The sequence below is a fragment of the Frateuria edaphi genome (genome assembly GCF_021117405.1).
Lineage (GTDB): Bacteria > Pseudomonadota > Gammaproteobacteria > Xanthomonadales > Rhodanobacteraceae > Frateuria_A > Frateuria_A edaphi.
Window position 1 is genome coordinate 2,668,010 of record NZ_CP088251.1, and the last position, 14,365, is coordinate 2,682,374.

General features: G+C 67.4%; 13 protein-coding genes. 5 read left to right on the forward strand and 8 right to left on the reverse strand.

What is annotated here, in order from left to right; all coding sequences use genetic code 11:
* Nucleotides 1-527: 527 nt before the first annotated feature.
* The 7 genes from LQ772_RS12465 to LQ772_RS12495 form a co-directional block, all read right to left on the reverse strand.
* Nucleotides 528-2,399, reverse strand: coding sequence for a Gldg family protein (locus tag LQ772_RS12465; protein WP_231321201.1), 1,872 nt, complete (start codon nucleotides 2,397-2,399; stop codon nucleotides 528-530).
* Between the two features lies 1 nt (nucleotide 2,400).
* A complete protein-coding gene (locus LQ772_RS12470) occupies nucleotides 2,401-3,135 on the reverse strand; it encodes an ABC transporter permease subunit (protein WP_231321202.1) in 735 nt (244 codons plus the stop codon).
* The gene (locus tag LQ772_RS12475) at nucleotides 3,135-4,061 is read right to left on the reverse strand and encodes an ABC transporter ATP-binding protein (RefSeq protein ID WP_231321203.1); all 927 of its coding nucleotides are present in this window, start codon (nucleotides 4,059-4,061) and stop codon (nucleotides 3,135-3,137) included. Before LQ772_RS12475 ends, LQ772_RS12470 begins: the two co-directional genes overlap by 1 nt.
* 126 nt (nucleotides 4,062-4,187) lie before the next feature.
* Nucleotides 4,188-6,713: a TonB-dependent receptor plug domain-containing protein gene (locus LQ772_RS12480; protein ID WP_231321204.1), complete on the reverse strand. Its 2,526-nt coding sequence runs from the start codon at nucleotides 6,711-6,713 to the stop codon at nucleotides 4,188-4,190.
* A 273-nt stretch (nucleotides 6,714-6,986) separates the two neighbouring features.
* Nucleotides 6,987-8,399 carry an SRPBCC family protein gene (locus tag LQ772_RS12485; protein ID WP_231321205.1) on the reverse strand — a complete coding sequence of 471 codons (1,413 nt, stop codon included), beginning with the start codon at nucleotides 8,397-8,399 and terminating at the stop codon, nucleotides 6,987-6,989.
* Nucleotides 8,400-8,727: 328 nt separating this feature from the next.
* Complete coding sequence (locus LQ772_RS12490; protein WP_231321206.1) at nucleotides 8,728-9,369, reverse strand: response regulator; 642 nt, start codon at nucleotides 9,367-9,369, stop codon at nucleotides 8,728-8,730.
* Nucleotides 9,370-9,465: 96 nt separating this feature from the next.
* Nucleotides 9,466-10,695 (reverse strand): sensor histidine kinase, encoded by a 1,230-nt coding sequence (locus tag LQ772_RS12495; protein ID WP_231321207.1) that lies wholly within the window; start codon nucleotides 10,693-10,695, stop codon nucleotides 9,466-9,468.
* Nucleotides 10,696-10,890: 195 nt separating this feature from the next.
* Between LQ772_RS12495 and LQ772_RS12500 the strand changes: the two genes are divergently transcribed.
* The 5 genes from LQ772_RS12500 to LQ772_RS12520 all read left to right on the forward strand — a co-directional run bounded on the left by LQ772_RS12500 (nucleotide 10,891) and on the right by LQ772_RS12520 (nucleotide 13,954).
* Nucleotides 10,891-11,520, forward strand: coding sequence for a GNAT family N-acetyltransferase (locus LQ772_RS12500; RefSeq protein ID WP_231321208.1), 630 nt, complete (start codon nucleotides 10,891-10,893; stop codon nucleotides 11,518-11,520).
* An 8-nt stretch (nucleotides 11,521-11,528) separates the two neighbouring features.
* A complete protein-coding gene (gene minC, locus LQ772_RS12505) occupies nucleotides 11,529-12,296 on the forward strand; it encodes a septum site-determining protein MinC (RefSeq protein ID WP_425600791.1) in 768 nt (255 codons plus the stop codon).
* A 39-nt stretch (nucleotides 12,297-12,335) separates the two neighbouring features.
* Nucleotides 12,336-13,151 (forward strand): septum site-determining protein MinD, encoded by an 816-nt coding sequence (minD, locus tag LQ772_RS12510; RefSeq protein WP_231321210.1) that lies wholly within the window; start codon nucleotides 12,336-12,338, stop codon nucleotides 13,149-13,151.
* Between the two features lie 5 nt (nucleotides 13,152-13,156).
* On the forward strand, nucleotides 13,157-13,426 hold the full coding sequence (gene minE / locus LQ772_RS12515) for a cell division topological specificity factor MinE (protein WP_231321211.1): 270 nt from the start codon (nucleotides 13,157-13,159) through the stop codon (nucleotides 13,424-13,426).
* 66 nt (nucleotides 13,427-13,492) lie between these two features.
* On the forward strand, nucleotides 13,493-13,954 hold the full coding sequence (locus tag LQ772_RS12520) for a hypothetical protein (RefSeq protein ID WP_231321212.1): 462 nt from the start codon (nucleotides 13,493-13,495) through the stop codon (nucleotides 13,952-13,954).
* A gap of 135 nt (nucleotides 13,955-14,089) precedes the next feature.
* Here the strand turns inward: LQ772_RS12520 and chaB are convergent, their stop codons facing one another.
* Nucleotides 14,090-14,317, reverse strand: a complete 228-nt coding sequence (gene chaB, locus LQ772_RS12525) for a putative cation transport regulator ChaB (RefSeq protein WP_231321213.1) — start codon at nucleotides 14,315-14,317, stop codon at nucleotides 14,090-14,092.
* Nucleotides 14,318-14,365 lie beyond the last annotated feature (48 nt).

The following is a 14,365-nucleotide window of genomic DNA, read 5'->3' on the forward strand; positions in this document are numbered from 1 at the left end:
ATAGTCCCCGCGGCACGATGCCGGGGCGCTTGCGGCAGATTGCCGCTTTGGCGGCGGTCAGAGCTCAGGGACGGAGTTCCCGGCGAGCCCCAGGCCGCTCACCCCAACCCCCTCCCCGGAGGGGAGAGGGCGTTTGCCCCATGCGACTTGCTTTTCGCACGAGCGAGCAACCTCACCTGCACTATGGCTCTGCGCTTTGGTTCTACTGAGAAGTGCGCGCAGAAAGCGCGCTGCTTTTTCGGGTCCCCTATGGCGCGGCGGATGGGTGGCGGATCAGCCCGAACGGTGGCCGGCAGGACGCCGGCCGGTTTTTCGTCGGACAGGAGTCCCGCCGAAAAGCCCCGCCGCCCGCACGCGCACCCGGAGGTCCGAAGGCCCGTAGGGCGCGCCATTCGGGGTGCCCTTTCTCTTGGTGACTTCTCTTTGGGCAAGCAAAGAAGTACTCGGGCGCCGACAGGTGTCCGAAAGCTCTTGCTCCGAGCCGACGGGCAATTGAAAGAACCCGCTCCGACGAGTATCTAAAGCCTCTAGCCCGGCCGCGACCGGCTCTGGCGCACACGTCGCCAGCCGTACAGCAGCCCGATCAGGGTCACCAGCGCCGGCACCAGCACGATGTTGATCACCTTCAACCGCAACCCGAGCGCATCGATCTCGGCATTGAGCTGGTGCTGCACGTCACGCAGCTCCTTGTTGATCGCCAGCCGCCGCTGCTGGAACTGCTCGATCTCGCTTTTCTGCTGCGCACTGGCCCCACCAGACCGCCCGCCCTTGACCGGTTGCAGCTCGTCCAGCCGCTGCCGCGTCTCGGCCAGCTCCCGTTCCAGCTCCTGCTTCTTCACGAGGAACTTCTGGTCCGCCGCCGCCTGCAGCGCCCGCACGCGGGTGAAGGGCCGCTGCGAGGCCGAGCGCCCGCGGATGGAAAGCAGTGCCGAGGAGCCGCTCAGGTTGTCGGCCAGGTTGGTGGCGAAATCGCCGTTGTTGGCGAAGGCCGACAGCATCGGCTGGCCCAGGAAGTTCTGCATCTCGACCCACAGCCGGTCGCTGAGGATGTCGGTGTCGGCGACCAGCACGACTTCGGAATCGGGTTTGGATTCGGCCAGGTGTCCCGGGGTACCGGCACGCTGCGGGAAGGCGCTGTGGAAGGTGCCGCGCAGGCGCGCCGCGATCACGTAATGCTGGTTGTCCGGCTGGTAACCCTGCAGCAGCGAGGTCGGGTCGCTGACCGCCTCCAGCACGCGCTGCGAGGGCACCTTCTCGGCCTCGGCGCTGCTCTGGATCAAGGGCAGCAGGCGCGTCTGCGCGTCGGGCGCGAGGTCGAAGCTGCCGGCGGTGGAGACGTTGATGCGCTGCAGGCTGGCGGTCACCACGTCGTTGTGGTTGAGCTCCTGCGGACCCAGGCCAAGCATCGCCGGATGGTTGAGGTTGGTGCCGGCCAGCTCGATCTGCAGCGCTCGCGAGCGATCCAGTACCACCGAACTCGCATTGAAGGCCACACCCCACGCCGCAAACAGCCGCGGCAGGTCGGAGTTGTGGTCGTCGGTCATGCCGTTGCTGTCTACGTAGGGCGTGGTGTCCAGCTCGGCATCCGGATCGACGAACACCACCAGGTGCCCGCCACGCAACACGTACTGGTCCAGCGCATAGACCGCGGCGTCCGGCAACCGCTTCGGATGCACCAGCAGCAGCACCTGGATGTCGTCGCCCACGCGGTTGAGCGTGTCGGCGTCGAGCGTCCTGACATCGAACAGTTGCTCCAGCTGCTGCACGACCGCCCACGGCGGCTCGCCGATCGCCGGATTGCCCGCCAGCGGCAGCGAGCTGATCAGCCCGATATGGGGTTTGCTGGGCTGGTCCAGTTCGTAGAGCAGCTTGGCGATGTCGTACTCGAGGAAGGTCTCCCGTGCCGGGTCGAAGAACGGGATCGACAGGTTGCGATCCTCGCCTTCGCCCTCGCTGCCCGGCACGGTGTTGCCGACCAGGCCGAAGAACACCCGCTCGCCGTTGCTGCCGCCGTTGATCGGCGTCAGGCCGCCGCCCTCGGCGCTGGCCTCGTCGTCCGAGTACGGTACCGGGTCGATCACCGCCAGCCGGACGCGGCCGCGCGAGCGGGCGACCATCTCCTGCAGCATCTCGCGCACGCGTTGTTCGTAACTGCGCAGCTGCGGCAGGTCGCGGGTGGCGTGTTCGGAGAAATACAGCGTGAGCTTCAGCGGCCGGTGCAGGTCGTCGATGATGTGCTGCGTGCCGGGCGTGAGCGTGTAGAGGTGGTCGGCGGTCAGGTCGACGCGCGCCGTCTGCAGCCACCGGCTGCTGGCCAGGGTAATGCCGATGAAAGCCAGGGTCAGCGCGACCAGCGCGGTGACCAGCCAGGTGCGGCGACCGATGTGCAGGCGGCGCATGTCAGCGGTTCCGCTTCAGGTCGAGCACCAGCACGCCGGCGGTAAGCCAGGCGAGGATGGTGAGCAGGAAATACATCAGGTCGCGCACATCGAGCACGCCGCGCGCGATTGCTTCGAAATGCCGCAGCATCGACAGGTGCGCCACGCCATTGACCAGCTTGCGCGGAAGCGCGCCCTGGAAGAAATCCAGCACCTGCGGCTGCCCGACCAGGATCAGCAGCACGCACACCAGCGCGGTGAGGATGAAGGCCACCACCTGGCTGCGCGTGAGCGTGGAGAGGCAGGCGCCGATCGCCAGGAACCCGCCGGCCATCAGCCAACTGCCCAGGTAACCGGCGAAGATCACGCCGTTGTCCGGATCGCCCAGGTAGTTGACGGTGACCCAGATCGGAAAGGTCAGCAAAAGCGCCAGCCCGAGGAACAGCCAGGCGGCGAGGAACTTGCCCAGCATCGCCTGCACCAGCGTCACCGGCAGCGTGAGCAGCAGTTCCAGCGTGCCGGCCTTGGACTCCTCCGCCCACATGCGCATCGACAGCGCCGGCGCCAGGATCAGGTACAGCCACGGGTGGATCACGAAGAACGGCTGCAGGTCGGCCAGCCCGCGCTCGTAGAAGTCGCCGGCGTAGAAGGTGAGCAGCCCGGCCAGCACCAGGAAAATCACCAGGAACACGTACGCCACCGGCGTGACGAAATAGCTGCGCAGTTCGCGGCGCATGATCGCGGCGACGGGGTGCATCAGGCGTCCTCCCCCATCGTGATCTGGCGGAACACTTCGTCCAGCCGGCCGCGCTCGAGCTGGATTTCCGACACCTCCAGGCCCTGCTGGCGCAGCAGGTCCTCGACCGGTTCCAGGATGCGCGCGCCGGGCTTGGGGAACACGGTGATGCGCCCGTCCAGCGGATCGACCTCGATCGCCGCCACCTGCGGCAGGCGGCCGAGCATCTCCTGGGACACGCCGCTGCCGGGCGCGCTGAAGGACACCGCGCCGTGGTAGCGCGAGCGCGCTTCCAGTTCCGCCGGCGTGGCGTCGGCCAGCAGCTTGCCGCGGGCGATGATCACCACCCGGTTGCACAGCGCGTGGACCTCTTCCAGCAGGTGGGTGGAGATCAGGATGGTGCGTTCCCGCGCCATCGAGTCGATCAGGCGACGCACGGCGTGCTTCTGGTTCGGGTCCAGGCCGTCGGTGGGTTCGTCGAGCATCAGCACCGGCGGGTCGTGCAGGATCGCCTGCGCCAGGCCCACGCGCCGGCGCAGGCCCTTGGATAGCGTGTCGATGCACTGCTCGAGCACGTCCTCCAGCTGCAGGTGCGTGACCACTTCGTCGAAGCGGCGGAAGCCTGCTTCGGCCCGCAGCGCACGCACGCGCAGGATGAAGGTCAGGAACTCGCGCACTGTCATCTCGCCGTAGCTCGGGGCACCCTCGGGCAGGTAGCCGAGCGCGCGCTTGGCCTTGAGCGGTTCGCGCTGCACGTCGTGGCCGCACACGCGCGCGGTGCCGGCGGTGGGCGTCAGGAAGCCGGCGATCATGCGCATGGCGGTGGACTTGCCGGCGCCATTGGGACCGAGCAGCCCCAGCACCTGACCCGGCTCGGCACGGATGGACAGCGCGTCCACCGCGATGAGGCGGCCATAGCAGCGGGTAAGTCGGTCGGCTTCGATCATGCGGTGCGGGGCCTGGACTGGCCCGTCACTCTAGCGCACGGTACGCAGCTGCGGCAGGTCGATCCCTCCCGGCGCCTTCCCCCGCGAACGGGGGAAGGCGCCCAGGACGGGCGGGAATGTCTTCGCCTAGAACCGGAAATCCAGCCGCGCGTAGTAGAACCCGCCGTTCATGCCAAAGGGCATGGTTTCCCAGCCATAGGTAAAGCCCAGCTGCGGGAACGGCGCGCCCGTGTCTGGATCCCACTTGTCCGGGTAGGTGTCGAACACGTTGTCGGCGCCCACTGTGAGCTTGGCCGCGTCGGAGAAGCGGTAGCCCAGCGCCACGTCGGCCAGCCACTTGCCGCCCCAGGTCTGCTTGATGCCGGGCGTGAAGCCCTGCCCGCTGACCGGACCGAAATAGTTGCCGCGCAGCGTGAAGTCCCAGGCGCCGGTGCGATACACGCCCTGCAGGATGTGGTGCACGCGCGGCTGGCCTTGCTCGACCAGGGTGACCTGGGTGTCGTCGAACAATTTCTCCGGCGGCAGGATGGCCGACTGCGACTTGCGCCCGGTCACCTCCGTGCGGTTGTAGCTGAGCAACGCGGTGAGATCGAGGTTGCTGCCGCCATCGAAGGCGTAACCCTTCTGTGCCACCACGTCGGCGCCCTCGGTGCGGGTGTCGATCGCGTTGGTGAAGAACAGCACCTGGCCCACGCCCAGCGGATCGAGGATCGCGCGGATCGGGCAGTTGGCGTTGCCCGGCGCGCACGCCAGCCCGTCGGTACCGACCGTCTCGGGCACGATGTTGCTGGAGAAGATGATGCGGTCGTCGATGTCGATGCGGTAGACGTCGGCGGTCAGCGTGAAGTCGCCCATCGGCTTGTAGACGATGCCCAGCGTGCCGCTGCGCGAGGTCTCCTGCTTCAGCGGCTGGATGCCGAAGGCGCGCGTGACCGGGCTGTCCTGGCGCGCGGTCAGCGTGTCCACCAGTACGCCGCTCGGATCGAGGTTCGTCGAACGCTGGCTGTAGAACATCTGCTGCACGCCCGGGGCGCGGAAGCCGGTGGCCAGCGTGCCGCGCACGGCGAAACTGTCGGTTGCGTCGAAGCGCGCCGAGAACTTGCCGGTGGTGGTGCTGCCGAAGTCCGAGTATTTCTCGTAGCGCGCCGCCGCGCCGAGCAGCAGGCGGTCGGTGAGCTGCGATTCGGCGTCGAGGTAGAAGGCCCAGTTGTGGCGGCCATCATTTACCGCCTCGGTGGGCGAGAAGCCGGGGAAGCCTTGCATGCCCGGCTGCGCGATCTCGCCGGTCTGGCCGAAGATCGGAATGCCGCGGTCGTTGGTCCGCCCGTAGGTGTAGGTCACCGGATCGCCCGGGGTGATCGCGTACTCGTCCTTGCGCCACTCCACGCCCGTGGCCAGGTCCAGTGGATTGGCGCCCACGCCCCAGTCGACCGGGCCGCGCAGGTCCAGGTTGAAGGTGGTCTCGGTAAGCTTGAGCTTGCCGGTGTCGGCCTCGGTCGGCGATTGCGCGTAGATGCCGCCGTCCGGCGCCGGTTCGTACCACCAGCTCACATTGACCGAGTCGGCCTCGTGGAAGCCGAAATGGTTGCGTCCGCGGTTGACCGACACGTCCATGTCCCAGTCGCCGAGCGGATGACGAAATCCTACGGCCAGCGAGGCGTCCTTGACCGTGGTGACGATGTTGGGCAGGAAGCCGTCCGGATAGAGCGCCGGCACCGTGCGGTTGTCGCCGGCCGGGCGGAAGAAGCCGTACGAGCTGCCGTCGCGCTTGGACACGCCGCCGAACCAGTACAGCTCGCCACCCGCCACCGGCAGGCCGCCGTTGAGCCAGAAGTAGGCATCCTTGGCGTCGGCATCGCCCAGGCGCTGGGTGACGCGCGGCGGATCTACGCGCAGCGTGTCCAGCCCGGCGCGGTTGGTGGCGTCGCGCTTGCGGTATTCGAGCGTGAGGTCGAGGTATCCGTCCCTGCCGAGCTTGAACCCCGTGTTGACGCTGCCCTGGCGCATCAGGCCGTCGCCCTTGTAGGTCTGGCCGCTTTCGAGCGAGACGTTGGTCTGGCCGGTCTGCTTTTTCAGCACGATGTTGATCACCCCGGAGATCGCGTCGGAGCCGTACTGTGCCGCCGCACCGTCGCGCAGCACCTCGATGCGCTCGATCGCCGAGATCGGAATGGCGTTGATGTCGGTGCCGGCCGAGCCACGGCCGACGGTCTGCTGCACGTTCACCAGCGCCTGCTGGTGGCGGCGCTTGCCGTTGACCAGCACGAGCACCTGGTCCGGACCGAGGCCGCGCAGCGTGGCCGGACGCAGGATGTCGGTGCCATCGCTGACGAATGTGCGCGAGAAGTTGAAGCTCGGCTCGAGCATCTGCAGCGCTTGTCCCACTTCCACCACGCCGGCGTTCTGCAGCTGTTCGGCGCTGATGACGTCGACCGGCGCGACCGCCTCGGCAGCCGTGCGGTCCCTGGCGCGAGATCCGATCACCTGCACGCTGTCCAGTTCGGTGATCTTTCCCTTGTCCTTCGCGTCGCCCTGGGGCGCCTGCTGGCCCAGCGCGGGCAGACACAATCCCAGTGCGAGGACGGCCAGGCCCGTGCGCGGCACGACAGACCCTGCGCGTCCCTTGTGGGCCACGTGATGGTGATGCGACATGCGTTCACTCCCTCCCGAATGGCCGCCTCCAGGCGGCGCTGCTTCCCCTGCGTGAGGCAGGCTGCCATGCGGCATGCGGGAGCGTTGTGTCCTGCCGCGCGGTTCGGCAGGTTGACGCGGCTACTGACCCATGCCCGCCGAGGCCCTGGCGATGCGCCGCCACGCGCCGCGCATCGACCTACGGAGGCGCGTGGCCCAAGCGCCGTCTTCGCGGACAAAAAAAATCCTGCCCGCGCAAGGCGGGCAGGATTTCGGGGGACGAACCGCGTGGGCTTACTGGCCTGCGCTGGCGGCCTCGGCCGGAGCGGTGGCAGTGCCGGACGAGGCAGGCGCCGAAGCGCTGGCGGCGGGCGCCGAAGCGCTGGTGGCCGGCGCCGGCTCCAGGGTCGGCTGCGGAATGCCAGCGGCCTGCTCGGGGGTCTGCTCCGGCACATCGTCGCCCAGCAGCGGCAGGTAGACGTCGTACTTGGCGTAGGTGGTGATGTTGCCGCCCTTGTCCTTGGCCTCCGGCTGCACTTCGATGTCGTACAGGCGGTTGGTCACTTCGTCGAACTTGTAGCCGTGGGTCTGCGCGTAGGCCTTGAGCATTTCGCGGGTCTGCGGCACGCCGGCGGCGGTGCCGTTCCACACGCCCACCAGGGCGGGGCCGCCGAAGGCCAGCGTGGCGCGCACGTTGTTGTCCACGATCAGGCGACCGAAGCGGTCATGGTCGCCCGGCTGCGGACCGGCCGGCTTGGCGCCAGCGGCGCTGCTGGCACTCGCCGGCGCGCTGGAAGCCTCTGCCGGCGCCTCTTCGTCGCCGAGCTTGGGCGGCTGCGGTGCGGTCAGCTCCTGGCTCTGGCCAGCCACGGTCAGGCTGGTGGCGTCGATCGGCATGCCGACATCGAAGGTGTAGTTCTGGTCGCCGAAGTTGGTGGTGAAGATGACGCGCGGGCCGACCACGTTGACGCCCAGCTTCTTGGCAGCGTCCTGGATCTGCTTGACGGCGGTGGCGGTGGCATCGTCCAGCGCGGCAAGGCCGCCGCTGCGCGGGATCGAGCTGGAAACCACCAACATCGGGGTCGGCTGGGTCGGGCGGATGTACGGGACCAGGTTGCCGTAGTCGATGTTCGGCACCGCCGCCAGCACGTTCTGCAGGTTGCCCAGGCTGGTCTGGATCAACGAATCCGGATCGCCATGGATGTACAGGTTCGAGTAGCGGTTGACCAGGTTGAAGCCGTAGGCCACGTCGTAGGACCAGGTGACCTTGGTCAGCTGATGGCGGCTGCCCTGGCGCTCCAGGTCCAGCGTGAAGTGCTTGTCCTGCCCGCGCCAGTCGTTGTCCAGGTTCCAGACGACCTTGGCTTCGTTGACGGTGTTGTCGACCTTGTAGAAATCGGGGTCGGCGCTGGCGATGGTCAGCTTGCCGTCGCTGATGCGGTCGTTGTCACTGGTCCAGCTGATTTCCGCGCCGGGGCCATAGGCCTTGCCGGAAAGCTTGAACTGGATCTTCGGGTCCTCCTGGCGCAGCGAGGAGTAGTCCTCGAAGCGGCGGAAGTTGTTGAGGACGTCGTAGACCTGGCGCATGTCCTTGCCGAAGACGAGCGATCGTTCCACATGGCCGCTGCCGGGCATGATCACGCCTACCACGACACCGACCACGGCGACGATGATCAGGGCCACAATGAATTCAAGAACACGCATCATTACCTGGGTTCTCCGAGCGTTTTCCGCGCAGCGCTATAAGGTTCCCGTCGGATCCGCACCACGGGTTTGACCCCGGAGGAAGGCACGGCGAGGGTCGGCGAAATACCGAAGCTTGGGATGGTACTTGCTCGCGGGCTGGAACGCCATCGGGCGCGCAGGGGCCTGTCTGGGCGCCGTGAAAACGGCCTGGGGCGGGCTGCCGGCGGCTCGCAGGATCGCTTTCCCGGGACGAACGCAAAGGACCCGGGGCCAGTCCAGTGCAGCGCCGGCCCGTCGCGCCCGACTCCCAACGCGGGCTGCGCCTGCACGCTCGGCGCAGCCTGATGAATCAGACGATCCCCAGCTCCAGCGCCTTCAACACTGCACGGGTGCGGTCGCGCACGCCGAGCTTGGAAAGAATGTTCGAGACGTGGTTTTTCACCGTCCCCTCGGCGACCTTCAGCGAGTTGGCGATCTCCTTGTTGGAGTAGCCACCCGACAGCAGGCGCAGGATTTCCGTCTCACGCTCGGTCAGCGGGTCCGGTTGCTCCAGGCTGGTGAACTGGTTCTGCATGCGCCCCACCCCGGCCAGCAGGCGCTGGGTGACCATCGGCGCGACCAGCGAGCCGCCGGCCGCGACAGTGCGCACCGCCTCGACCAACTGCTCGAGCGAGACATCCTTCAGCAGGTAGCCGCGCGCGCCGGCCTTCAGGCCTTGCAGCACCAACTGGTCGTCGTCGAAGGTGGTCAGGATGATGGTCGGCGGAAGCTCGCCGCGCGCCGAGAGCGCCTGCAGCACTTCCAGCCCGCTCATGTTGGGCATGCGCAGATCCAGCAGCACGACATCGGGCTTGATCCTCGGAATGTCGGCCACGGCCTGCGCGCCGTCGACGCACTCGGCGACCACACGGATGTCTTCGGCCAGGTCCAGCAGCGAACGGACGCCCTGGCGCACCAGGTTCTGGTCATCGACGAGACAGACGGAAATCATCGCGGTTCCTCGATAGTGCGGTGATGGTGCGCTTTCCGCGCGACCGTGGCGCCGGGCGCTGCCCGTCATTCTGGCATGGGACACGCCAGCCCGGCGTCATGACATGCTCAACGCCGGCGGTTCGAGCCGGGAGGGCGAATGGGCCAGTTCCAGCGCCTCGCCCAGCGGCAGCCGCACGGTCAGCGCGAATCCCTCGCTGACGGCGGTATCGACCGCCACGCTGCCGCCGAACTCGGCCAGCCGCTCGCGCATGCCGGAAAGGCCGTTACCAGGCTTGAAGTGCGCCGACCCGCGGCCATCGTCGCGCGCGTGCAACCCGATCTGGTTGGCATCGGCATAGGCGAACGTCAGCCAGAGCTGGCGCGCGCCCGCATGCTTGGCGCAGTTGGTGATGATCTCCTGCGCGCAGCGCAGCAGCACCTGTGCGCGACGCGGATCCTCCACGCTGAAACGCGGCGGCGTGTCCACGTGCACGGACAGCCCGGGCACGCCCTCAATCAGGCTACGCAGCGCCTGGGTCAGGTCGATGGCGTCGTCCTGGCGGAGCTCGCTGACTGCCTCGCGCACATCCGACAGCAGATGCCGCGCGGTCGCCTGCGCCTTGCGCACGTGCTCGGCCGAGGCGTCGTTGGCCAGATGGCTGGCCACTTCCAGGTTGAGGCTGAGGGCGGTCAGGTGGTGGCCGATCAGGTCGTGCAGTTCGCGCGCGATGCGCATGCGTTCGGCGATGCGGGTCGATTCGGCTAGCAGCGCGCGGGTGGCGCGCAGTTCGGAGTTGAGCCGCCGCTGTGCCTCGCGCGCCTCGGTCTGCTGACTCGCCACCATCGAGGTGAAGAACGCCAGCGCAGAGATGCCCAGGTACATGCATACCTGCAGGAACGCGGTGACGATCGTCCAGCCCATGTAGCTGGCGATGATCGGAATCAGCATCAGGTTCTGCGCCAGCATCCATACCAGCCCCGCCACCACCGGCAGCTGCCAGGGCAAGACCACCGCGATCACGAGCATCAGCATCGCCGACAAGCCGCTCTGGCTGAACCAGCCCATCGCTACCGCTGAACCGGTCAGCACCACCAGGCCGAACAGCTTGAGCACCTGCGCGCGACCGCTCTGCCGGCTCATGCCCGAGCGGCCGGTCAGCAGAAGGTAGGTGAGTCCGAACACCAGGTAGGAAAGGATCCAGCCGGAGATGTTCGGATTGCTCCACCACGCATTGACCTGGGCCAGGCTCCAGCTGCCGGGCAGCAGCGGCAGCGCCACGCAGAGGTAGGTGAACAGCCCGGTCAGCCGCAGCAGCCGGATATGGTTGAAATTGGTCCAGGACATACCGGCATCATAGGCCCACGCCAGCCCGGCGCAATGCGCGGAAAGTCACCCTGCCACCGGTCACGCAGGCTCGCGTTTTACAAAGGTTTTACAGCCGCGCGCAGGGTGTGCGCCCCGCCCCCGCATGCCATAATGCGCCCTTGCGGGACGCCCTCGGCGGCCCACCGATCTGACTGTTCATCTGCGGAGCAACGAATGGCCTTAGCCATCCGCGACGTGCGCGAGCACGATCTGGATGCCGTGCTGGCGCTCAACAACGCCGCCGGCCGCTCCATCCTCGCCCTGGACGCCGCGCAGCTGCGCTACTTCTTCGAGCGTGCCGAATATTTCCGCGTCGCCGAGATCGACGGCCAGCTGGCCGGCTTCCTGATGGCCCTGCGCGACGGCAGCAGCTACGACAGCCCCAACTACCGCTGGTTTTCAGATCATTACGAGTCCTTCGTCTACATCGACCGCATCGTGATCGGCAACGCGTACCGCCGCCACGGCCTGGGCCGCATCCTCTATTGCGACGTCACCAGCTACGCCGAGGTGCGCGTGCCGCTGCTGACCTGCGAGGTGTTCCTGGAGCCACGCGACGACGTGGTCGTGTTGTTCCACGGCACTTATGGCTTCCAGGAAGTCGGCCAGCAGCGCATGGGCGAATCCGGTCCGCAGGTCAGCCTGCTGGCCAAGGACCTGCCCAGCTACGCCTACGTGCGCGAGACCTGGCTCGAGAACGGCGGCCTGCCGGACGAACCCTGGCTCGCCGAGCGCCAGTTGCCGCCTCCCCACTCTTCCCTCCCCTCCCAGCCGCGCCGCCTTGCCGGAGAGCGGCACCCGTGACCGTAAAGATGGATACGACTGAAAGTTGCGACCTGCGCTTCGGCCAGGTCGGCATCGCCTGCGTGCGCGTGCGGCGCGTGGATGCCGCTGCACTCTGCGAAGAACTCGAACGCCGCGTGCGCTCGGCGCCGCAATTGTTCTCCCGCGCCGCCGTGGTGCTCGATCTTTCTCATCTGCTCGACCTGCCCGACGACGGCACCGTCGATGCGCTGCTCGAGGCGGTGCGCAGCGCCGGGATGCTGCCCGTCGGACTGGCCTACGGCACCAGCGCCACCGAGGCGCTGGCCCAACGCATGGGCCTGCCGCTGATCGCCAAGTTCCGCGCCGCGTACGAGCCGGCCGATGGCGGCAGTGTTGCGCCGCCCGCTCCGGCGCCGGCGGCCGCCCCCGCGCCGCGTGCCGAACCGGTGCGCGAACCGATCCACGCCGCGCCCCCCGCGGGACCGGCACTGGGCGCGCAACACCACGACGGCACCGTCCGCTCGGGCCAGCAGGTTTACGCGCGCGACCGCGACCTGGTGCTCACCGGCGCGATCGCCAACGGCGCGGAGGTGATCGCCGACGGGTCCATCCACGTTTACGGAAGCCTGCGCGGGCGCGCGATGGCCGGAGCGCAGGGCGACGAAAAGGCGCGCATCTTCGTTTCCGATTTCCGTGCCGAACTGGTGGCCATCGCCGGCCATTACCGCGTGTTTGAACAGATCCCCAAGGACCTCGAAGGCCAGGCTGTGCAATGCTGGCTCGATGGTGAAAAATTGATGATCGCCCGGCTGTGACCGGCGCGATTCCCACCCAAGCATTCCGGAGAAGAGCCCTTGAGCGCTGAGATTATCGTCGTCACGTCTGGCAAAGGCGGCGTCGGCAAGACCACCACGAGCGCCTCGCTGGCCACCGGGCTGGCGATGGCCGGCAAGAAGGTTGCGGTGATCGACTTCGACGTCGGGTTGCGCAACCTGGACCTGATCATGGGCTGCGAGCGGCGCGTGGTGTACGACTTCGTCAACGTCGTGCACGGCGAGGCCACGATCAAGCAGGCGCTGATCAAGGACAAGCGCCACGAAAACCTGTTCGTGCTGGCCGCCAGCCAGACCCGCGACAAGGACGCGCTGACCCAGGAAGGTGTCGAGAAAGTGCTCGACGACCTTTCCAAGGACGGCTTTGACTACATCGTGTGCGATTCGCCCGCCGGCATCGAGAAAGGCGCGCACCTGGCGATGTATTTCGCCGACCACGCTGTGGTGGTGGTCAACCCCGAAGTCTCTTCGGTGCGCGACTCGGATCGCATCCTGGGCCTGCTCGCAAGCAAGACCCGCCGCGCCGAACGCGACGAGGGCCCGATCACCCAGCACCTGCTGCTGACCCGCTACAACCCCGCGCGCGTGGCGCTGGGCGAGATGCTCAGCGTCAAGGACGTCGAGGAAATCCTGGGCATCCTCGTGGTCGGCGTGATCCCCGAATCGGAGAACGTGCTGGCCGCCTCCAACGCCGGCGTGCCGGTGATCCTGGACGAGAATTCCAACGCCGGCCATGCCTATCGCGACACCGTGGCGCGCATCCTTGGCGAGGAGCGTCCGTTGCGTTTCACGGAAGTGGCCAAGAAGGGCTTTCTCCAGCGCGTCTTCGGAGGTTGACGGTGATGGGTATTCTCGATTTCCTGAAGCGCAAGCCGGAACCCACCGCCTCGGTCGCCAAGGAACGCCTGCGCATCATCGTGGCGCAGGAGCGCTCCACCCGCGGCGCGCCGGACTACCTGCCGCTGATGCGCAACGAGCTGCTCGAGGTGATCAAGAAGTACGTTCACGTCGACATCGACGCGATCAACATCAACGTCGAGCGCGACAGCGGCCATGAGGTGCTGGAGCTTTCCGTCGCCCTGCCCGACGGCAAGGCCGCCAGCACACCCTAGCCCGCAGGGTGGGCTTCAGCCCACCTTGCGGCACCGGAGCGGTGGGCTCAAGCCCACCCTACGCCCATGAATACTCCCGACGTCCTGCGCCTGGCCGACATCGGCTTCGACGCACCCACCGCCCTGCTCGCACGCCACGGCCTGGCGCTGCATTGTGTGCCTGCGGGCGAGCCCATCCCCGGAAGCTACTGGGGCGACGAAGAGGCCGGGATCATCGGCACGGCCGTCTACGCACGCGACGACACGCCGGTGCACTCGCTGCTGCACGAGGCCTGCCACCTGCTGGTGCTTCCGTCCGATCGCCGCGCCCGGGTACATACCGACGCCACCGATTCGGTGGAAGAGGAAGACGCCACCTGTTACCTGCAGATCCTGCTCGCCGACGAACTGCCGGGCGTCGGTCGCGCACGGCTGATGGCCGACATGGACACCTGGGGCTACAGCTTCCGGCTGGGATCGACGCGGGCGTGGTTCGAGCAGGACGCGGCCGAGGCGCTGGCGTTCCTCAAGGTCCGTGGACTGGCCTGAACAAATCGGCTGACGAGGGGCGAGGCTCGCGGAAAGCTCTCGACCCCTTCTGGAAGAAGATCAGCCGGCAGCGGGCCTTTCCCGCAAACCCCGCGCCTTTGCCTGCCCTGTCCCAGGGGCAGCAAGCGGCACGCTCTACTTCCGGTGCCACTTGTCGTCGCTTCCCTTCTCGTACTCGTTCTTCACCGCCGACCAGGCGACCTTGAACGAAACCTCCTCCTGCGATTCCTTGCCCCGGCGCTTGTCCGGATCCGCATACTCGTCCCAGGCACTGTTGAACGCCTCCTTGAAGATGTCCTGCGCGTGCTCGGGCAGATTGTCGCGCACGGCGTCGGGCAGATCGCTGGTGGACTTGTAAGGCATGGCCGCTCTCCTCGGTGGACTCACCTCACCGTCCGCCCGCGCGGATCA